Source organism: Planctomycetota bacterium (assembly GCA_016125255.1).
Classification (GTDB): Bacteria; Planctomycetota; Phycisphaerae; order Phycisphaerales; family Zrk34; genus RI-421.
The window spans coordinates 40,680-61,372 of sequence record WGMD01000003.1; the positions used below are offsets into that span (position 1 = coordinate 40,680).

Annotated in this window: 18 protein-coding genes; 9 read left to right on the top strand and 9 right to left on the bottom strand. The window is 64.5% G+C overall.

Translation table 11 applies throughout. The features are described from left to right. Positions 1-57 precede the first annotated feature (57 nt). Positions 58-2,100, top strand: a complete 2,043-nt coding sequence (locus tag GC162_05510) for a hypothetical protein (protein MBI1368094.1) — start codon at positions 58-60, stop codon at positions 2,098-2,100. Between the two features lie 15 nt (positions 2,101-2,115). Here GC162_05510 and GC162_05515 read toward each other — a convergent pair whose 3' ends face one another. Then, positions 2,116-2,532: a hypothetical protein gene (locus GC162_05515; GenBank protein MBI1368095.1), complete on the bottom strand. Its 417-nt coding sequence runs from the start codon at positions 2,530-2,532 to the stop codon at positions 2,116-2,118. Further along, positions 2,529-4,439, bottom strand: a complete 1,911-nt coding sequence (locus GC162_05520) for a hypothetical protein (GenBank protein ID MBI1368096.1) — start codon at positions 4,437-4,439, stop codon at positions 2,529-2,531. The genes GC162_05515 and GC162_05520 overlap by 4 nt, the downstream gene beginning before the upstream one ends. A gap of 320 nt (positions 4,440-4,759) precedes the next feature. Here GC162_05520 and GC162_05525 point away from each other — a divergent pair, with 320 nt between their 5' ends. From GC162_05525 to GC162_05540, 4 genes are all read left to right on the top strand, one after another. Then, a complete protein-coding gene (locus GC162_05525; GenBank protein MBI1368097.1) occupies positions 4,760-5,164 on the top strand; it encodes a hypothetical protein in 405 nt (134 codons plus the stop codon). A 16-nt stretch (positions 5,165-5,180) separates the two neighbouring features. Beyond that, positions 5,181-5,828, top strand: a complete 648-nt coding sequence (gene eda, locus GC162_05530) for a bifunctional 4-hydroxy-2-oxoglutarate aldolase/2-dehydro-3-deoxy-phosphogluconate aldolase (GenBank protein MBI1368098.1) — start codon at positions 5,181-5,183, stop codon at positions 5,826-5,828. A 68-nt stretch (positions 5,829-5,896) separates the two neighbouring features. Continuing rightward, positions 5,897-6,541 (top strand): hypothetical protein, encoded by a 645-nt coding sequence (locus GC162_05535; GenBank protein MBI1368099.1) that lies wholly within the window; start codon positions 5,897-5,899, stop codon positions 6,539-6,541. Continuing rightward, complete coding sequence (locus GC162_05540) at positions 6,538-7,392, top strand: acetyl-CoA carboxylase carboxyltransferase subunit beta (GenBank protein ID MBI1368100.1); 855 nt, start codon at positions 6,538-6,540, stop codon at positions 7,390-7,392. The genes GC162_05535 and GC162_05540 overlap by 4 nt, the downstream gene beginning before the upstream one ends. Before the next feature lie 27 nt (positions 7,393-7,419). Here the strand turns inward: GC162_05540 and GC162_05545 are convergent, their stop codons facing one another. The 3 genes from GC162_05545 to alr all read right to left on the bottom strand — a co-directional run bounded on the left by GC162_05545 (position 7,420) and on the right by alr (position 11,012). Next, positions 7,420-8,121 carry a hypothetical protein gene (locus GC162_05545; protein ID MBI1368101.1) on the bottom strand — a complete coding sequence of 234 codons (702 nt, stop codon included), beginning with the start codon at positions 8,119-8,121 and terminating at the stop codon, positions 7,420-7,422. A gap of 58 nt (positions 8,122-8,179) precedes the next feature. Then, on the bottom strand, positions 8,180-9,640 hold the full coding sequence (locus tag GC162_05550) for a gfo/Idh/MocA family oxidoreductase (GenBank protein ID MBI1368102.1): 1,461 nt from the start codon (positions 9,638-9,640) through the stop codon (positions 8,180-8,182). Positions 9,641-9,818: 178 nt separating this feature from the next. Further along, positions 9,819-11,012 (bottom strand): alanine racemase, encoded by a 1,194-nt coding sequence (gene alr, locus GC162_05555; protein ID MBI1368103.1) that lies wholly within the window; start codon positions 11,010-11,012, stop codon positions 9,819-9,821. A 220-nt stretch (positions 11,013-11,232) separates the two neighbouring features. Between alr and GC162_05560 the strand changes: the two genes are divergently transcribed. Together GC162_05560 and GC162_05565 are read left to right on the top strand one after the other, a co-directional pair. Beyond that, on the top strand, positions 11,233-12,588 hold the full coding sequence (locus tag GC162_05560; protein ID MBI1368104.1) for a DEAD/DEAH box helicase: 1,356 nt from the start codon (positions 11,233-11,235) through the stop codon (positions 12,586-12,588). Positions 12,589-12,651: 63 nt separating this feature from the next. Next, positions 12,652-13,812, top strand: a complete 1,161-nt coding sequence (locus GC162_05565; protein MBI1368105.1) for a hypothetical protein — start codon at positions 12,652-12,654, stop codon at positions 13,810-13,812. A 404-nt stretch (positions 13,813-14,216) separates the two neighbouring features. Here GC162_05565 and GC162_05570 read toward each other — a convergent pair whose 3' ends face one another. Both GC162_05570 and GC162_05575 read right to left on the bottom strand, forming a co-directional pair. Continuing rightward, positions 14,217-15,182 carry a glucosamine-6-phosphate isomerase gene (locus tag GC162_05570; protein ID MBI1368106.1) on the bottom strand — a complete coding sequence of 322 codons (966 nt, stop codon included), beginning with the start codon at positions 15,180-15,182 and terminating at the stop codon, positions 14,217-14,219. 16 nt (positions 15,183-15,198) lie between these two features. Continuing rightward, positions 15,199-15,978 (bottom strand): PIG-L family deacetylase, encoded by a 780-nt coding sequence (locus GC162_05575; protein MBI1368107.1) that lies wholly within the window; start codon positions 15,976-15,978, stop codon positions 15,199-15,201. Between the two features lie 141 nt (positions 15,979-16,119). On the opposite strand from GC162_05575, the gene GC162_05580 reads away from it, so the two are divergent. After that, complete coding sequence (locus tag GC162_05580; GenBank protein MBI1368108.1) at positions 16,120-16,821, top strand: hypothetical protein; 702 nt, start codon at positions 16,120-16,122, stop codon at positions 16,819-16,821. Positions 16,822-16,856: 35 nt separating this feature from the next. Further along, complete coding sequence (locus tag GC162_05585; protein MBI1368109.1) at positions 16,857-17,639, top strand: prepilin-type N-terminal cleavage/methylation domain-containing protein; 783 nt, start codon at positions 16,857-16,859, stop codon at positions 17,637-17,639. A 69-nt stretch (positions 17,640-17,708) separates the two neighbouring features. Here the strand turns inward: GC162_05585 and GC162_05590 are convergent, their stop codons facing one another. Together GC162_05590 and GC162_05595 are read right to left on the bottom strand one after the other, a co-directional pair. Beyond that, the gene (locus GC162_05590; protein ID MBI1368110.1) at positions 17,709-18,962 is read right to left on the bottom strand and encodes a hypothetical protein; all 1,254 of its coding nucleotides are present in this window, start codon (positions 18,960-18,962) and stop codon (positions 17,709-17,711) included. A 73-nt stretch (positions 18,963-19,035) separates the two neighbouring features. After that, a complete protein-coding gene (locus GC162_05595) occupies positions 19,036-20,691 on the bottom strand; it encodes a hypothetical protein (protein MBI1368111.1) in 1,656 nt (551 codons plus the stop codon). Between the last annotated feature and the right edge of the window lie 2 nt (positions 20,692-20,693).

A 20,693-nucleotide genomic window follows, 5' to 3' on the forward strand; every position in this document is an offset into this window, starting at 1 on the left:
CGGTCCGATCCTAAACGTCATCCGCACGGCTCGCTCTGATCAACGGAGGCCTCGGCCATGAAACTCAAGAACATCGGCTTCTTCGAGCTGCACTTCGAAAAATTCCTCGGCGGACTCGCCGTCATCGTGATTCTCTTCGCCGTCTATCGCTACGGCATGAACACGCCCAACGTCGTCGAACTCAACGGGCAGCAGGTCACGGCCAAGGACGTCGACCCGCTCGTGCTCGGCGAGGCCAAGCGGCTCAGCGGCGTGCTGAACTCCAATGAGGTGCATCAGGCGCTGCGCGATCTGACCGTGCCATCGTACACGGAGAACTTCGCCGCCAAGATCAAACAGCCGCCCGTGCCCGATTCCAACTACGCGCTGGCGTTCAGCAGCGTCACGGTGTTTGATAACATCAAGGACACCGGCGTTGATCTGAAGAATCCGATGTGGGAGCCGGTGATTCCCGCGCCGTCGATTGTCGCGGTTCGGGCGGATCTGGGAACGTTCGCGCCGGAAGAGGTGCAGAACAACACCGCGCTGCGGACCGCGCTGAAGATGACCGAAGCGCCGTACGACACTTCGTGGGTCTCGGTCGCGGGTCAGTATGACATGAAGGCGCTCAAGGATGAATTGAATAAGAAGGAAGACGAACAGCACCGCGCCATTCCTCAGACGTACATTGACAACACGTTTGCCTTCGCGGATGTGCAGATCGCCCGGCAGCAGATGAACCCGGACGGGACCTGGCCGGCGGATGACAAGTACGAAATCGTGCCGGCGATGCCCAGCGACGGCATCGTCAGTTTCCGTGATGTGCCGCGGAAGGTGGACGGGCAGGCCGCGGGGCAGTACCTGGCGGCGATGCGGCAGTACCAGAGCGTGGTGATGCAGCCGCCGTTCCCGGAGGTGGTCGGCACGCCGTGGGCGCCGCCGGAGGCGCAGGTGGATGTGGGCGTCGGAGGCGGGGACAACGCCACGCAATTGTCGGAACTTAAGCGGCAGATGCGCGTGACTTCCGCGCGGATGCAGATGACGCTTCAGAACATCGACCGGCTCCGCAATCCCAAGCGCGCGGTGGTGCGCCCGCCCGCGGGCGGCGTGCGTCCGCCTGCCGGCGGCGGGGAGTTCGAAGGCGGGCCCGGCGAGTTCGGTCCGCCGCCAACCGTCGCGCCCGGCGGCTCGGGGACGAATGTGCTGCTCGAAAAACGCATTGCACGCCTCAATGAGCAAGTCGACAAGTACAAAGTTGAGCTTCAGCAGCTACAGGACAAGGTCGATCTGCTGAGCGGCAAGAAGCCCGGCACGACGGCGACGCCCGCGCCCGGCGCGCCGCGGTTGCCCGTTGCGCCCGGCGGCGAGTTCCCAGGACCGGGTGTGCCCGGCGGGCCCGACGGTTTCGCGGCCCAGCGTGAAATGATGATGCGCGAAGGCGGGTTGCTGGGCGGGGGCGAATTCGGCGAGTTCGGCGCTGCGGCGCCGGCGCCCGGCGCACCGGCCGGCGGCGCGGGGGCGAACATGGACATCTTCCATGTGGACAAGATTTCGATCTGGTCCAGCGATCTGAACGCCAAGCCGGGCAAGACCTACCGCTACAAGATGCGCGTGGTCGTGACGAATGTGCTCTTCAACAAGCCCGACCTGCCCGAGGATCAGAAGAAGGCCAACGCGGACAAGTTCCTTGTCGAAAGCACGTGGAGCGCCTGGTCGAAGCCCGTGAAGGTGGAGCAGACGCGTTACTACTTCGCCACCAATGCCTCGCCGCAGCCGGCGCCGGGTCAGGCGACGCTCGAAGTCTGGCGCTTCTACAACGGGCAGTGGCGAAGCCAGGAATTCGCCGTGCGGCCCGGCGGGCCGATCGGCGCGACGATCCCCGTCGCGATGGAGGACGGCGCCAAGCATGACGTGAACTTCTTCACCGGCGATTACGTCGTCGACATGGACTTCAACTATCAGGTGCCCGCACGCCTGGGCAATCTCCCCCGCCGCACACAACTGGTGCTCGTTTTGTCCGACGACATGGTGACGCAGCATCGCGTGGACATGGACCGCGACTCGAACAAGCGCGAACAGCTCAAGAATCAGCCGACCGGCGGCGTGGCGGCGGCCAGATAAGAGGCTTGCTCGCGATCAGGCATTGAACAGCCGCGCTTCGATCGCGTCGATGCGCTTCTCGAATTTCGCGATCGCCGAGGCGGGCAGCTTGCGACCGAACGCGCGGGCGTGCTCATCGAGCGTGCCCGCGCTGAACATGAGCGCCAGCGGGCTGGGCAACTGGCCGGCCCGGGCGATGCGCCAAAGCAGAATCCGCTGATCGCCCGCCAGCCCCATCTGTGCCGCCAACCGCCAATAAATCCGCAGTGGTTCGGACCATTTGTAAAACCGCTTCCAGTAAATCCACGCCATTCGCCCGGCGAGAAAGACCGCCAGCGCCCCCACGAAATAAAACAGCAACGTCAGCGAAATCGACGAGCGTCCGTTCGATCCGGGCCACCAGCTCGGATCCCATCCGTAAACGCGGTCGGCCTGCAACAGCGGTCCGATCATGACGAGGCCTCCTGCGTCGGAGCGTCCGCGCGTGCGGGGGCCGGATTCAGATGGTCCTGCGCCATGCGGCGGAACACATTGACCGCGCGCCGGCGTACATTCGGATCGGCATCGTGCTGAGCCATCGACGCCACGTCGTACGCCACCTGATCGATCCCCATCTGCTCCACGACCCACAAGGCGCTGATGCGATGCCTGGCGTCCGTATCCGCGAGCATGCGGCGCAGCGCCGGCAGCGCGTTGATGACCGGCAGCTCCATCAGCGCCTTGATGGCGTTGGCCCGGCTTCGATTGCCCTCGCCGTCGGTCAACTGGATCAGCGACGCGCGCGCGTCCTCGACGGCGTCAAGCTGCTGAAGCGACTCGACGGCGTTGGCGCGCACGCGGTCATCCGGATGCTCCAGCGCCTCGGTGAGGCGCGTGACGGCTTTGGACGAGGCGGGCACGTGCCCGAGCGCCGCCGCGGCCGTGGAGGCGATGCGCGAAACGGGATCGTGAACGAGCTGCACAAGCTGATTCTCGAAGTAGCTTTCCTGGCTCAGATGACGCGCCACCATCACGGCGCGGAAGCGATCGTCGGCCCGATCGCTGGCCATGCGCGCCGCGAGCTGGTGATGGAAATGCGCATCAATCTTCATCAGCGCCCGTCCCGCCGCCAATCGCACCGAGGGGGCGAGCTGATCCCAATGCTCCCAGAAACGCGCGAAACCCACCGGCTGAAACTGCGATTCGGCGAGCGTCGCCACATCGTGATGCGGCGAGGTGATGAGCCGCACGAGCAGGTCGTTGAGCCCCGACCAGCGCCGGGCGATCAGATGGCGCAGCGCAATGCGCGCGATCACCGGCTCGCCGTCGAAGCACATGTTGGCGATCGCATCATCCGCCTGAATCTTGTGCATCTTGATCAGCGCCCGGAGCACCAGCATGCGCGTGACGCGGTCCGCCGAGTGCATCAACGGGTCCATCGCCTTGATCTTCGACTCCGTGCGCGTGTTGAGGCAGCGGACCCAGCGCGGCACATTCCGAAGCACCGGCGCGGGAAAACCGTCGACCATTTCCGCGTCCGGCAGAAGATGGTCGCATTGGGCAACCTTGCGGATCGCCGAGCGGATCGGCCGGGCGGCCAGAAGATGCGACTGCGCGATGACGCGATCGAGATAGGGGACGATGGCGCGCAGACGCAAACCCTCCGCCACGGCGGGCATCAGTTCCTCGGTGGCCGCGAAGCTCAACATCGCATGCGCGATCGGCGCGCTGTCGGGATGGCGGAGCATCTTTGAGAGCCCGATGTGCGCCGGTGCGTGCACATCCTTGAAGTGCGCGAGCAGATGACTGGAGCGGCGCGGCGCCAAAAGCGCGACGGCCGTCAGCACATCGTGACGCCCGTGACGCTGATAGCACGCGCACGCTTCCGCCAGCGCGAGCGTCATCCACGCCACGCGCCGCATCGGCGTAGGCGCGGCCGCACCGTGCGTCTCGGGCGGCGGACCGGCAGCGAGCAACTGCGACAGATCCAAAAGCCCCGCCGCCCCGGCGCGCGTCAACCGCGCATCATCCGCGTGAAGCTGCGCCGCCAACAGGTACGCCAGCCGCAAGCTGCCTGAGCGCGCGATGAGTTGCACGGCGTTGAGCCGCGTGGTGACGTCGGCGTCGCTCGCCGCGGCGCGCAACACGCTGTCGAGCTGCGGCACGTGATCAACGACGAGCCGCTGAAGTTCGGGTTTGAAGCGGTCGAAGCATCGGACGAGCCCGATCTGGGCCGCCTCGTGCCGGCGTTCAAGCAGCAAATGCACCAACCTGGGCACATCCGCCTCCGATGCGCTCGACAGCGCCCCCGCGATGGCATGGTCCACCACCGGGTGCGCCACATGCTCAATCAAGTCGAATATGCTTCGTTTGGGCGCCATTCACATTCCGGCCAAGTTTGGGGCGATTCCATCATGTTTATCGGCCGCTACCGGCGATGAACATGACGATGGCGCAACACGTAAAAAATCCGTTCTGATCGTTGAAAAATTGGTATTTTTCGAGTGACTTCCCATTTTACCCTTGCTACCATACACGCCTTACAACCGGTCCAGGGGCCTAATTTATGAGCATCAACAAGTCTCCCAGTGTCCAAACATACCGCCTTTTGCTATATCGGCGGGCACTGCACCCCGAGCTTTTCGGCATTCAAGACCGCCGGGCAATCGTCCAAAGTGGTTATGAATTCGAGAGTTGGATCATGCCCGGCGGACATGTCCTGCGCTTTCAGGTCGGCGGCGAGTGCGTCAGCGAAGCGGTCATCGATCATGACACGCAGCTTCCGCAGCGCGGCCTGATCCTCGCCCTGCCCTGCCTGGGCGAGAAGGAAATGGACCAAAAGATCGAAAACGCAGTGACTTACGTCACCAGCGTCCAGACCGAGCAGCTTTCGGACAATCTTTTCACCGCTTCGTACAACGAGATGAAGGATTTCGCCGCGGAAACGGAAGCCATGCGCTACGAATGGCTCGACGTGGAAGGCGGGCAGAACCTGTCCGTGCTCGATGTGCAGCGGTACAAGCGTGAGATTCACGCCCAGAGCTACCACCTGATCGGCTCCGCCGGGTTCATCCTCCGGACGCAGACGATCTTCGAGGTCGCTTAAGCGACGCGCCATGGTCATGCTTGATCGCGCTGCCACGGTTCAATTCATTGAAAAGCACACGCTCATCGCCGTGATCCGCAGCGACTCGGCCCAGCAGGCGGTCGATACCGCCAAGGCCCTCGCCGACGGCGGCGTCCTCGTCCATGAAATCGCCATGACCACGCCCGATGGACTTCGCGCCATCGAGTCGGCGGCATCCCAACTCGGCGGTGATTGCGTCGTCGGCGTCGGCACGGTACTGGATCCGCAGACCGCCCGCGATGCGGTGGCGGCGGGTGCGGCGTTCGTGTTCGCACCCAACGTCAATCTGCACGTGATCGAAGCGGTCAACCAGATGAACCGCCCCATCGTTCCGGGGGCGTTGACGCCGACGGAGATTGTCACGGCCTGGTCGGCGGGCGTGGACATGGTCAAGCTTTTTCCCGCCAATCACTTCGGCCCCAAATACATTCAGGACATTCACGGCCCCCTGCCGCACGTCAAAATCACGCCCACCGGCGGCGTCGATCTGACGACGATCAAGGCCTGGCTCGACGCGGGGGCGGCGGCGCTGGGCGTCGGGTCGGCACTGGTGAAAAAAGATCTGATGCGCCGCGGCGATTGGAAGGCCCTGTCCGCACTGGCGCTACAATATGTGCAGGCGGTGCGCGACGCCCGCCGCTGACCCCGATTTCACGGGTTTTCCCGCCCCCTTGTCTAAATCCGGCCGATCGCGAATAATACCCCCTAGCTATGTCCACCCCCACCACCCCCGCACAGACGGTATACCTGATCACGTCCAGTTCGACCGCCTGGCAGGCGGCGGACCGGATGCAGGGCGATACGGACTTGCCCGCCACGGAATCGGGGTTGGCGGTCGTGCGGGCCGGTGCGTCGGTCGCCCCGCCCGAGTCGCCGGTCGGCACGATCTGGTGCGCCGAGGACGAGGCGAGCCGGCAGACGGCGGAGCTGGTCGCTCGCGTGTGGGGCGAAGCGAAGGTCAAGCATAACGCCGCCCTGGCGGAGATGAACCTGGGCCTGTGGCAGGGCTTGACCACGAAGGATCTGACGACGCGCTATCCGACGGCCTTCAACCAGTGGTTGTCGGACCCGGCGAACGTGTCCCCGCCGCAGGGCGAGTCGCTTGAGTCGGCGGAGCAGCGGCTGATGGTCGGGCTGGGCCGACTCCTCAATCGCGCGGCGGGCGATCCGACGGCGATCGTGCTGCGGCCGATGATGCTCGCCATCACGCGCTCCGTGCTTCTGGAGCTGCCCATCACCGAATCCCTCAATCACGCGCAGCGCCCCGTCGTCGAGCGCATCGATCTGGCGTCGAGTCTGCTGCGCCACCTCCGCTCCGGCAAGCGGCCCAAATCCGCCGGGAGGATCTCCGCATGACACAGGTCCCCGGTCGTAGCTGGCAGGAACTCGTGGACACCACCAACGAACGCCCCGGCGTGCCGGAGGGGCTTTGGATGCGCTGCCCCGCCTGCGAGGCGATGGTGTATCGCAAGCAGGTGGAGATGAATCTTTGGGTCTGCCCCGAAGCCGACTGCTCCCATCACTACCGCATCAGCGCCAGGCAGCGTGCGCTTCAGCTTTGCGACCCCGACAGCTTCGAGCCCAAGTGGACCGATGTCTCGCCGACCGACCCGCTCAAGTTCGTCGATCTCAAACCCTACAAGGATCGCCTCAAGAGCGAGCAGGACAAGATTCAGCAGCCCGATGCGATCGTCGCCGGGACCGGCTACATCAAGGGCCGCCGCGTCGTCCTCGCCTGCCTCGATCCGACGTTCATGATGGGCTCGATGGGCAGCGTCGTGGGCGAAGTGCTCACGCGCAGCATCGAGTACGCTCAGGAACACGACTGGCCGCTCATCATCGTCTCCTGCTCCGGCGGCGCCCGCATGCAGGAGTCGTCGCTGAGTCTGATGCAGATGGCCAAGACTTCCGCCGCCCTCGCCCGCCTCGACGAAGCCGGCGGCCTGTTCATCTCCGTCCTCGTCGACCCGACCACCGGCGGCGTCACCGCCTCGTTCGCTATGCTCGGCGACATCATCCTCGCCGAACCCAAAGCCCTCATCGGCTTCGCCGGCCCCCGCGTCATCGCCAACACCGTCCGCCAGGAACTGCCCCCCGGCTTCCAACGAGCCGAATTCCTCGTGGAAAAGGGCTTCGTCGACCGCATCGTCGACCGCAAGAACCTCCGCAGCGAAATCTCCCGCATCATCGACTACGCCGGAAAATGAGTCATTTTCCAAAGTTGATGGAATGCGTCAGTCGGCGTGCTTGAAGAACTCGATCGGCGTCGATTCCGATGAAGGCGCCAGCAGTTTGATGTTGTCGACGCGGCCGGTGTCGTCGAACGAGCCCACGCCGACGTAGCCGGCGTCGAACGTCTTGTCCTCGGCCTCCATGATGGGCTTTTCCATGTCGTCGGCGTAGACGGCGATGCGGCCGGTCTTCGCATCGCGGACGAGTCGCATGTGATGCCATGCATCGTGGCCCCAGTCGAAGCCCTCGGTGCCGGTCTTGGTGATGGCGAGGCGCGGGGCGCTATTCACGATGAAGATGTTGTGCGCGTGCGGGTCGCGCTTGGTGGCGATGTGCACATAGTAAAAGTGCGCGGGGTCCTGAAAGTTGAAGAACAGGCACATGTCGCGATGACCGTATTCCTTGCCGGTCTGCCGCAGGTCGATGTCCAGGACGAAGTCGGCGACTTTCACCTTATCGATCAGCGCGATGTTGAACGGCGAGCGCACCGCCGGCTCGTACTTGCTCTTGCCGAAAAGCTCCATGTATCCGTTGTCGCTTTCCTTGTCATGCTTCCACGCGGTCGGATCGGTGAAGACAAAACGATGAATCGCATCCGCCGAGTCGAACGACTCTTCAAACACGCTCTTGTATCCCTGCGGCGCATCGGCGGCGAAAGCGACGGCGGTCATGACCAGTACGAGCAACATCACGATGCGGGACATGCGCGGCTCCTTGCGAAGTCTTGGTGACCATTCATGCGGGAACAAATCGCCCTTAATTTCAGGCCTTGATTTCCTCGACGACGAATCCCTTGCGGTATTCGCGCTTCAGGAGCTTGTTGGCGTCGTCGTTGTTGGTGAACCGCTCGGTGGCGGGGTCCATGTTGAGCCAGGGGCCCATCGTCAGCGTGGGTTTGTCGACGCTGATGTCGAGCTTGCCGAGCTGTTCGACCATGCGGCCGTACGATTCGGTCGCCATCGCATCGGACTTGATGGCTTCCTTGATGGCGTCGCCGGCGGTAAGTTTGCCGAGCTTGTAGGAAATGTTGCCGGTGTGGCAGAGGGCGGAGGAGATGTGGCCGTCTTCGATCTCGGCGTTCTGCCCGTCGCGCTGGCGCGAGCGGATGGCTTCGACGAAGTTGGCGTAGTGATTGCCGCCGCCGGAGAAGGCCTTGACCTTCTTGCCATCGTTGTCGTAGGCGACGCCGGAGGAGTAGCTTCCGACGACGAGGAGGCCGCCTTCGCAGTGGACGAGCACGCCGATCGTCGTGTTGTTGAGGCGGGGCATGTCCTTATCGCTCCACTTGCCGGCCTTGAGCTTGTCCGCGCTGTCGGGCAGGCCGCGCACTTCGAAGATCAGCGGCGCGCCGGGGTAGTCGTGGTACACGATCTGCGTGTTGGGCGTGTTGCCGGCGTCGTCGTACCCGAGCCGCCCGCCCATGCTCATCACGCGCGGCGAGAGCTTGGGCTGATTGAGGAACCAGCGGCCCAGGTCCATCTGGTGAATGCCCTGATTACCCAAGTCGCCGGCGCCGGTGTTGAAATCCCAGTGCCAGTCGTAGTGGAGCTGATTACGGAACAGGTCCACTTTCGCGGCCGGTCCGCACCAAAGGTCGTAGTCGATGTAGCTGGGAATCTCCAGCGGCGTGTCGCGCTTGCCGATCGAGGGGCGCGGCTTGTAGCAGGTGCCGACGACGTACTTGATCTTGCCGAGGTTGCCTTCGTGGATGAAGTCGATCATCTGACGCATGCCGTGCATGGAGCGGCTTTGCGTGCCGGTCTGGCAAATGCGGTTGTACTTGCGCGAGGCGTTGACGAGCTGCCGGCCCTCCCAGACGTTGTGCGACACGGGCTTTTCGCAGTAGACATCCTTGCCGGCGGCCATCGCTTCGATGCCGATGATCGAATGCAGATGGTTGGGCGTGGCGATGGAGATGATGTCGATGTCCTTGCGCTCGAGCAGACGACGCCAGTTCGTCTCCTTCTCGGTCTTCCACTTGTAGTTCTTCTCGGTCCATGCGACGCGCTTGTCCAGCTCCTGCTGATCGACATCGCAGAGCACGGTGACCCGGCAGCCGGGCACGTCGTTGACATAGTCGATATGCGTCCCGCCTCGACCGCGCACGCCCACGACCGCGACGCGCAATTCTTCGTTAGCTCCCAATACTTTCGTGCCGCCCAGCGCGATGGCGGTCGCGGCGGTCATGGTTCCTTGAACGAAACTCCGGCGGGAAATCGACATGGCATGCCTCCTGGCGGGTGAGAGAAATACGAAAGGCCTCGCATTATCTTAACGCCCGACCAAAACGCACGCCTGTCCCAATTTGTGGTTTTTTTCTTCCTGATTTTTCGTCATTGACGGCGAACGACGACCCTCACCGGTTAGCGGCGGGGCAACGCCCCGCGCTTCCGATTGAACATCACACCGTCGCGACGAGGCCGACGCGGCCGGTCGCGGCGTCGGTGGTGACGAAGCGGCGCAAAATGCGCGGCGAGAGACGGCAGAGCATTTCGTAGGTGTTGACGCCCGCCAGTTTCGCCAGCTTCGGCATCGCATTGGGCGCAGCCGGATCCTGCGCGATCAGTTCGACCTCCGAGCCGATGCCGATCGAATCCGGCAGGCCGGTCAGGTCGACGCTGATCTGGTCCATGTTGATCTGCCCGCGCACCGGCGCCGGATCGAGATTCGCACCGACGCGCACCATGCTCTGATTGCTCAGCGACAGCGGATACCCGTCCGCATAGCCGACCGGCACGACGCCCAGGCGCGTCGGGCGATCGGTGACGAAGCGGCCGTGATACCCGACCGGGGCGTTCGCGCCGGTCTGCACGACATGCACGATATGGCTGGTCCATCGCACGACCGGCTTAAGCGCGAGCTTCTCATCAATGCGCGGCTCGCCGACGAGGTCTTCCACACCGTACCCGAGCATGCCCAGCCCGAGGCGCACCGTGTTCTTGTGGTATCGGCGATCGCGCATCGTCGCATACGTGTTGGCGAAATGGATCATCACCTCGCGGCCAATGTGGTCGGCGTGACGCTCGAGCACCGCGTCGAAGCGGGCGAGCTGTTCGTCGGTGAACGCCACATCGTCGTCGGCCGCGGCGGGGTGCGTAAAGATCCCCGCGAGCTTGATGTACCGGCGGCCGGCGAGCGAGGGAATGACGCGGTCGGCTTCGTCGGCGCTCATGCCGACGCGCCCCATGCCCGTATCGATCTCGATGTGAATCGGAATGGGGCAACCGAAGTGAAGCCCGATCGCTTCGATGCGGTCGAGCTGATCGGCACTGTGCACGGTCAGATGGAGCCGACCGGAAACGGTCGAGCGGTAGAGCACATCGGTGCGGTTGAGCTGATCGACGGGCATGAGCACCAGCAGCGGCGTGGTCAGCCCGGCGGCGGCGATCTGCGTGGCCTGCGCCATGTTGTACACCGCCAGCAGCTTGACGCCCCTGGCCGCCAGCCGCCGCGCGATCGGCACGGCGCCCAGCCCGTATCCATCCGCCTTCACCACGGCGCAGACCTTCACCGCCGGGCCGACGAGCCGCTGCCACGCGGCCATGTTTTCATCAAGGCGGCTCAGATCGACTTCGATACAGCTTGTGGGGGTCATGCTCCGGTCATCCTAACCCGAAGATTTTTGTCCTTGTCCAGCCCTGCGAGCCGACATACGATTAATAATAACGGTTGTCTCGGTCCCGCAAACACACATTTTTCAAAGGATTCGCGGGAAACGGGCAATTGGCGGTACGCAGATCACGTCAGAACTGACTTCTACCCATCAGTTTTCACGCCATCCGCGTAGGGCCTTTTGCCCTGCTCCCCAACATGACATGAGCAGTGATATCTTCAACGACGACATCAAGTTCGCCGATCTGGGTCTGCGCCAGGAAGTGATGCAGGGACTGGAAAAGTGCGGATTTGTCCACCCGACGCACATTCAGGCCGCCCTGATCCCCTACATCCTCTCCGGCAAGGACGTGCTGGGGCAGGCCAAGACCGGCTCAGGCAAGACGGCGACGTTCGGGCTGCCGATCCTGCACGCCGCCGACCCGGCGATTCCCTCGCAGGCGCTGATTCTCGCCCCGACGCGCGAGCTGGCCGTGCAGATCGTGCGCGAGCTCGAAAAGCTCGGCGAGTTCACGGAAATTCATTCCGTCCCCGTCGTCGGCGGCGAATCGTACGGCAAACAGATTCAGGCGATGCGCCGAGGCGCTCAGATCATCGTCGGCACGCCCGGCCGCGTCATGGACATGCACATGAAGGGCGAGCTGACGTTCGACAACCTCCGCTGGGTCGTGCTCGACGAAGTGGACCGCATGCTCGACATCGGCTTCCGCGAAGACATCCGCAAGATTCTCTCGAAGGTCAAGACCGATCATCAGACGATCTTCGTCTCCGCCACGATCGCCGGCGAAATCGAGCGGCTCGGCCGCCGGTACATGAAGAGCGACGCGGAGAAGATCACGACCGTCGCCGATTCGCTGACGGTGTCGCTGGTGACGCAGCATTACGTGCCGGTGCGGGCGTGGGACAAGCAGCGCATGATCGTGCATCTTCTGACGCACGAGGAAGCGGCGCTGACGGTCGTGTTCTGCCGGACGAAGCGCACGGTGTCGCGCGTGGCGAAGCTGCTTCAGACCAAGAATATCGACGCCTTCGAGATTCACGGCGACCTGCCGCAGGGCAAGCGCAACAAGATCATGGAGCGCCTCCGCAGCGGGAAGCTCGAAGTGCTCGTCGCCTCGGACCTGGCCAGCCGCGGCATCGACGTCGAAGGCATCACGCACATCATCAACTACGATCTGCCCGACGATCCGGAAGTGTACGTGCACCGCATCGGGCGCACCGCCCGCGCGGGCCGGACCGGCATCGCTTGGTCGTTCGTCACGCCCGATCAGGGTCAGCTTCTTTCGGAAATCGAAAAGCTTACGAACGTGCACATCCTTCCGCTTGAGTATGGCGACTTCACGCCGTCGGAGAAACCGGAGAACTGGACGGACGAGCCGCGCGGCGGATGGCGCGGGCCTGAGGCGCCGACCGTCAAGGAGCCGCCCAAGTCGCGCTACGAAGTGGAGATCGTCGACGCCGAGTCGGCCGATCCGAACCTGTTCCCCGGCGGAATCGTGCCCAAGAGCATGCCCCGCAAGAGCATCGGTTCGCGCTTCAAGACGCGCCGCGGCCGCTGATCGCCGCCCCTGTCCTTCACATGACGCTGACACGCCGCCGCAATGGGCTGCTATGATATGTGCATGAAATTCCTTCCGGCGACGATGTTGGCGTTGAGTCTGCTCACTTCGGCGGTTGTGGCGGATGACGCTGACCGCATCATTCGCGAACGATTCGGCACGCGTATCTCCCAGGCCGTCGGCACGGCGGACACCGCCGACGACGCCGCGCTGGCTGCGGACCTCTACAAGGCGGCGGCGGCCGAAACCGGCAATCCCGCCGTGGCGATCGCGTTATGCGACAAGGCGTGGACGATGGGTTCGCTCGATCCGGTCGGTTACGACGCGGCCTGCCAGGCGATGAACCACATCGCCGTCCTCTCGCCGGAGCGCGAGGCGGAGGCGCGGCAGAATGTCGTCGATCTGCGTCAGAAGCAGTACAACGCCGCACGCGGCTCCGACAAGCGCGACTGTGCCGAGGCGCTCATCAACGCCAATGTGGCGATGGGCGAAATGCAGGAGCAGTCCAACGATTACCTGCACGCCCTGCTCAGTTACCGCCGTGCCGGGGCCGTCGCTCTCGCCGTCCAGTCGCCGCGCGTCAAGATCATTCAGGCCGGCATCAACGCCGCCGCCAACCGCCAGCGCAAGTACAACGACCTGACCAAGCTCATCGAGCGCTACGAGAAGGACCCGGACAACCGTTCGCTCGCCACGCAGCTTGCCCGCGTCTATCTCTACGAAATGGACGATCCCCAGACGGCCGCGAAGTTTGCCGACAAATGCGATGACCCGACCATTGCCCAAAACGCAAAGCTGGCGCAGATGCCCGTCAAAACGCTCTCGCTCGAACAGTCGATGCAGCTTGGCGAATGGTACAGCGGGATCGCCATGCTCTCGGACCCGGCGATGCGCGGCGCCCTGCACCTGCGGGCCCATCGCTACTACACCGCCGCCTTCGACAAAGCCGACGCCAATGACAAGGTGAAGCGCCAGATCGTCGGCTCGCTGGACATCATCAATCTGTCCCTGCGCGAGGTCGGCATCGAGCCGCCCGCCACGCCGCAGCTCGCTGTCGCCGCTCCGCCCAAGCCCGTCGAAACCCAACCCACGAAGCCCGCCGAGCCCGCCATCGCCGAGCGGCCCAATCGCCCGTCGCGCCCCGTCACCGCCGCCGCCCCCGAACCCCCGCCCGCCAAATCCACCCGCGGCCGACCGACTTTCTTCGGCGTCCCGACCGATTGATCAAGTGCTGATGACCGATCGCCGCCAAGCCCCGGATCATGCGTCATCCCTATTTCCCGCGCGCATCGGCGCAACCCCTCCGCGCCGATTTCGACACGGCGACGCCCCCTCACGTTTTCCTCGATATCCCGCGAAAATCAGCGATTTTACGCCCTCCGCCGCGCGCACAGGCGCGCCCGTGCGCACGACCATGGAAGCGAACGACGCGCCCATGCGCGTCTCCACTGAACTTACATCCCCCCTGGCCGCGCCGGTGCGCGCTTTGGACATCCCCGTGCGCCAATGGCGAACGCCCTGTGCGCCGATTGACGCAAATCAACAGCCCTCACAAAAATTCACGTCGCGCCCCACCACGCCCGGATGGCCTTCACTCCTCACTCCCCGCTCCCCACTCCTCACATCCTTCAATGCGCCTCCGCCCCCAGCGGTCCCGCCAGTTCGCGCATGAAGTACAGCCGCCCCGCCATCGTCGGCATCCAGCTTGACGCGATCCAGCGCGACGGCCCGTACCCCAGCGTGACGCACAGACTCATCCCCTGCCACATCGCCCCGCGCTCCGGATACGCTCCGTCCGCACCGCCGATGCAATAGTCGGACTCAAGGAACAACCCCGGGCCGATCGTGTTGGCGAAACAGGGAATGAGCGTGAAGCGGCTGTTGAAGCTGTGCAATGCGTTCTGTTCGATCGTCAAGGGATGCAGCGGCTGACCGAGCCGGTGCGTCTGCTTTCTCCATGCCGCGTCGCTCTTGTACTCCCCGCCGATCTGCGGTTCCCAGAAAGCGACGTGACACGCCCGCCCGATCCCGTACACCGTCACCAGCTCCCCGCCGTCCTTGCGAATCGCCGCGATCTTCTTCGCATACGTCGGCAGATTCTTCCTCGTGGCGAAGTTCCGCTGCGACGGGGGCACCGTGTACTTGCCCAGCGGTCCGAACAGCGCCTCGCTCATCGCATGTTCAAATCCCCCCGGCTGATGGCCCGGCATCGTGTTCCCGTCCCGGTCCGACCATTCGTCCATGTTGAACGTCGTCACATGCGAACACTTCGTCTTGCTCGCACGCAGCCGCTTGACCACCTGCTTGTACATCCCCATCGGCCCGACCGGCAGAATCATCGCCATTCGGATCTTCTTCCGCTTCGCCCGCTCGATCCGATCGGCGATGGCGTCGCCCATCTTTTTGTCCATTTCCTGGACGCTTTCAACCGGTTTGGCCTTAAAGTCCTTGTGCCAGTGCCTGGCGCCCTTGAGCAGCTTGCCCGGCCCCATCGCGCAGCAGGCGTCGATCTTCTTCAGGTCCCACCCCTTCGGGTAAAACCCTTCGAGCAGCGAACCTTTGACCGTCGACATGAAATCGAGCTTCCGGGCCATGAGACCTCCATTGCGCTCAGCCGAATAATTCGGCGAGCAGATCGTTGCGGGGGTAAGCGTGGCCGCGATGCTGCACGAAGGCCTCGGCGGCGCGGACGCCGAGCTTTTCGCCGCGCATCGCATCGTGCCGCTTCATCGCGTCGATGTATTCGTCCATGCCGTGATGCGCGCGGAGCCATTCGCGCTGCGACGCATGGCACGCGAGCATGTCCGCCTTGCGGTCGGCCTGAGACGTAATATCGACCCACGTCGTCGGCTCTGCCCCCCGACCGTACGGATCGATGCCTTCCAACGGATCGCAGTAATACAGATGCGGCACGCACGACCCCGGCGCGACCGGCCGGGCTGACACGTTCGGCGCCCCATAAATAAAACTCGCCGCGCGCGTCAATAACGCCGTCATCTCATGGTCCATCATGTAGTCCGCCAGCGCGTGCGTGAACACCAGCGTCGGCGCGACCTGACGAAACAGCTCGATCATCTTCGCGAGCGTCGGCTTGTCGTACACGACCCGGCCGTCCAGTTCGTGAAGGCAGTGATACGTCGCTTTGATCATGGCGGCGGCGGTCCGCGCTTCGCCGGTGCGGATGCGCGAAATTTCGTCGGCGGTGTGCTGCGTCGTGCCGCAGTCGCCGGCCGTGCTGGTGGCGATGTGCACTTCCCAGCCGGCCTCGGCGAGGCGGATCAGCGTCCCGGCACAGAGAATCTCCGCATCGTCCGGATGGGCCAGCATCGCCATCGCTGTGCGTCGCAAATGAGTCGGCAATGGGCAACTCCCGAGCAAAAGTTGGTGCATCATACCGGTTTCACCCCCCGGCGGGGCAAGAATTTACGCTTGCGTAGCGTTTGAAAAATGTGGTATCATGGACGCCTCGCCTGTGGGCCACGCGGCCCGATTGTGGATCCCTTTTTTCAGCACGACATTGTGGAGAAAACAATGCTGAATCGCACCCATCTTCTTGCCGTCGCCTGCCTCGCCATCGTTTCCATGACGCGCCCCGGCTTCGCCGTCCCGCTGACGATCGCCAATCCGTCCTTCGAAAGCCCGCTGGCCTTCGACATCGGCGGGTTCTTCGTCAATCCCGACATCGATGACTGGACCGTGGTCGAGGACCCCGATGGTTTCGCCACCGGCGTCTTCGCCAATGTGCCTTCCGATCAGCCCGGATTCCTGTCCAATATGGACGGCGATCAGGCGGCGTTCATGGGCCTCGTCTCCGCGTTCTCGATCTCGCAGACGCTCGCCGACACGTATCAGGTCGGCTCGCAGTACAAATTGACGGCTGCGGTGGCGGTGAGTCTCTTTCAGCCCCCCGCCGCGGGCGCGAAGCTGAACATGACGCTCTTTTATCTGGACGGGATGGGCGCCGCGCAGGACATCGACACGCTGGCGATTGATCTGGATCAGCTTTCCAGCGCGATGTTCACGGATGAGATGCTCACGATCGACGTGCTGGCCGGCGATCCCTGGGCCGGTCGCGCCATCGGCATCCGCTTTCAGCCGGGCACGGACTCGGGGGGCAACCTCGATCTGGACAACGTGCGTCTGGACGTGACGAGCGTCCCCGAGCCGATCGGCGCGCTATCATTGGGCATCGGCGCCCTGGCGCTCCTCCGCCGTCGTTCGCATCGCGCCTGAGAGCGCGACGCCCCGGCGGCCCAACGGAACTTCTCATGCGTTTGACGAAGCTTCGCCATCCCGCCGCGTTCACCCTCGTCGAACTGCTCGTCGTGATGCTCATCATCGTCGTGCTGGTGGCGCTGAGCGTCCCCGCGCTCAGCGCCGCCCGTGCGACGTCCAAACAGACGATCTGCGCTTCGCAATTGCGGCAGGTCGGCATCGCCATCTATTCCTACGCCAACGACTACAAGGGCTCGATCCCCTTCGGCCCCAAAGCCCCCCCCGCCATCGCCTCCAACTTCTACCCCGCCACCGGCAACGTCACCAGTCTCGTCTCGCTGGGATACCCGGCCCTGGGGCAGCCGGTCGGGCTCGGCCTGCTCATCGAGTCGTATCTGGCGAATCAGCCCAAGGTCCTCTTCTGTCCCGACCCCGATTCGTATCTGGACACCGACAAGGAACTGCTCAAGGTCGGCGTGAGTCAGGCCCAGTGCAGCTACTACTATCGCCACGCCTCCGTGACCGCGCTGAGCGAGCCCAATCCCCCGCCCGTCTACCGCACGCGCCTTGGTTCACTGGGCGTTAATTCCAACGGGCTGCCGATTCGGGCGCTGGTGATGGATACGCAGTTCCTGTGCCACCCCGGCCTCGCCGCGTTCGGCATCACGCCGCGCACGCATCACAAGCAGGCCGCGGTGAGCATCCTGTTCGCCGATGCCCATGCGCAGGTCGTCTCCAATCTCGACAACGCCTTTACCGTCGATATCACCAATCAGCTTTACGCATCGTTCCAACTGATGCTCGACGCTTTCGAGCGCGCTGATGCGGTGCAGTAGAGGGGGTTGGGGGTTGGGGGTCGGGGGTTGGGGGTCGGGGGTCGGGGGTTGGGGGAAGCCGCTTGCGGCTTAGCACGCTTGGCATAATTTCATCGCCAGTTCCGCCACCGTCAGCGCTCCGTCGCCTCCGCCGTGTTGGATCAGCGCTTCGCGCATCCGCCGCCGTTTCGCCGCGTCGTGCATGAGCTGCGTCAACGGCTCGTAAAGCAGCTTCGCATTGGCCGCGGGGTCTTTCGTGTCGTCGAGCATGATCGCCCCGCCGGCTTCGACGAGCGGGCGGGCGTTGAGTTTCTGGTGCTGGTCCTTGTGATAGGGATACGGCAGGAAAATCGTCGGCGTCCCGTTGGCGGCGGCCTCGGCGACGCTGCCGGCGCCCGAGCGGCTGATGGCGATGCTCGCCCCGCCCCATGCCGCGCCCATCTGATGACAGAACGCCACGACCTTCGCATCGACGCCGTGCTCGCGGTACGCCCGCTCCACCGATTCCGTCCGCCCCTCGCCCGCCAGATGCAGCATCTGCCAGCCGTCCAGCGCGGCGCGGAAGTCGGCGCGCCCGACCAGTTCCGCCAGCGCGCCGTTGATCGACTCGGCCCCCTGGCTGGCGCCGGTGATGAGCAGCATGTCCTTCGCCGGGTTCATGCCCAGTTGCCGCCGCGCTTCGCCCGCGTCGCCGGGGCTCAGACTGCTTTTGCGCAGGGGCAGCCCGATGACGCGCTCGACCTTGATCGCATCGGTGGCGTACACGCTTAAGACATGATCACACTTGGGCGCGAGCCAGCGGTTGGCCTTACCCGGCACGGCGTCGAGATTCACCATCACGACCGGGATCCTCATCGCCCGCGCCGCCGCCACGACCGGCCCGCACACGAACCCGCCCATCGCCACCACCGCCCCCACGCCGCGCTCCGCGATCAGCCGTTTGGCCATCCGTTTCGACGCCATGTAACACCGCAGAAACGGCAGCACCTGCCCCGGGCGCGACGGCAGCGGTTTGCCCGGCAGCGGCGTGAATGCCACCGCCGCTTTCGTGAGAATCTGCGCATCGAGCGGGCGGTCGGAACAGGCGAAGTGCGCGGCCGCCGGCGCGGTCAGCCGCTCGGCCACGGCGATGCCCGGAAACAGATGCCCGCCCGTGCCGCCGCCGGCGAAGAGAATCGTCGTTCGTCCCTGAGTCATGATCGCCCGCCGTCCGTGTGATTCGTCCGCACATCCTATGTCGGTCGGATGCGGTGTTGTCATGCAGTCAGCCCTCCGGTCACCTCTCCCTCTGGGAGAGGTCGGCCCGAAGGGCCGGGTGAGGGTGCGCCCAATCACTGACTGCATCCGCAACGAAGCGCGCCCGACTTCGGGGCCACCCTCACCCCAGCCCTCTTCCGGCGGGAGAGGGAGTGTGGGATCAGCCCTCGGGCGTCATGGGCGCGTCGGTTTCCTTCCACAAGCCGTCGCGCAGGATGGCGAAGCCGACATGGGAGACGCAGCTATTGATGCGCTTCAGGTGCGTGAGCAGGTCGAGGTGGATGGCGCTGGTTTCGTGCGACTCCTTAAGCCCGGCGTTGAGGCGGGCGAAATGCCGGTCGCGGAGTTCCTGCGCGTAAACGTGGAGCCGCTGCTTGTGGCGGACGAGCTGCTCGGCGAGCTGGCGGTCGCGCGTGGTGAAGGCGGTCTCGGCGATCTGGATGTTCTCCATGACCTTGTTGAAAAAATCGTCGAGGTCCGCCATGCCCTCGCGGGAGAACTGCACGTTGAGCTGGATCTTCTTCTCGACCAGTTCGCAGAGGTTTTTGTCGGTGATGTCGCCGATCGTTTCCAGCTCCGCGACGTAGCGAAGCTGTCGCATCTGCTCGGCGGCCTCCTCGGGGTCGTTCTCCAGGCCGACGACGCGCGTCAGGTAGGTCTTGATGACTTCGTCGAGCATGTCCACGTTGTCATCGCGCCGCGAGACTGCCTTGACCAGCGCCGCGTCGTTGGCCTTCATCGCCGCCCACAGATCGCGCAGCATCCCGCGGACGATCTCGGACATGTGCATGATTTCCTGCCGGCTCTGGCCCAGCGCCAGCGCGACCGAGTCGACCGGGCCGACCGTGCTGATGTAGCGCGGCCCGAAGCGCGGGCGCTCCTCCTTGGGCGGGGCGGGCACCAGCTTCTCGACGAGCCGGCTGACCTGCTCCACCAGCGGCAGCCCGATCAGCGCGAGCACGAGGTTGAAAGCCGTGTGCGCATTGGCGACCTGCCGGACCATCGACCCGCCGATCGCCGCGATCGCCTGCGAAGCGGGATGCAATAGCGCCAGGACCACCACCGCCATCGCCACCTTGAGCCCGAGATTGCCCAGCCCCAGTCGGCGCGATTCGACCTGCGGCCAGCCGAGCATCAGCGTGGTCATGACGATGCCGACGTTCGCGCCGACGACCCACGCCACCGACACGTCCAGCGGGAGATTCAGCCCGTCGCCCGCCGCCAGGCCGATCATCAGGGCGATCGTCGCCGTGCTCGACTGAAGCAGCATGGCCGCGACGGCGCCGATGAAGGCGAGCAGGAACGGATAGTGGGCGGCGATGTCGAGGATCGTGCCCACGTCGCCGTGCGGATCGATCGTGCGCGTCGCGCCCTTGATGGTCAGGACGCCCATGAAGACGAAGCCCAGCGCGAGAATGACCTGCCCGATGCCGCGCGAGCGCGACTTGTGCGTGTACTGAAAGAGCACGACGCCGATGAGGATCAGGATCGGCGCCGCCTCGATGATGTTCAGCGCCATGAGCTGCACGGTCACGGTCAGTCCGATGTCGGCGCCGAGCAGGATGGCGAGCGTCTGCCGGGCGGACAGATGACCCGCCTGCACCGTCTGCACGGCCAGGACGCTCATCGTCGTCGACGACGGCGCGAGCACGGAGACGCCCAGCCCCGTGAAAAACGCACGGAGCCGGCTGTGCGCCAGGCGCTGCATGCCCGCGGCCAGACGATGACCGAAAAGCCGATCCAGCCCCTTGCGCAGATAGCGCACGCCGAAAAGAATCAGCGCCACCCCGCCCGCAATGGTCAGCAGGATCATCATGC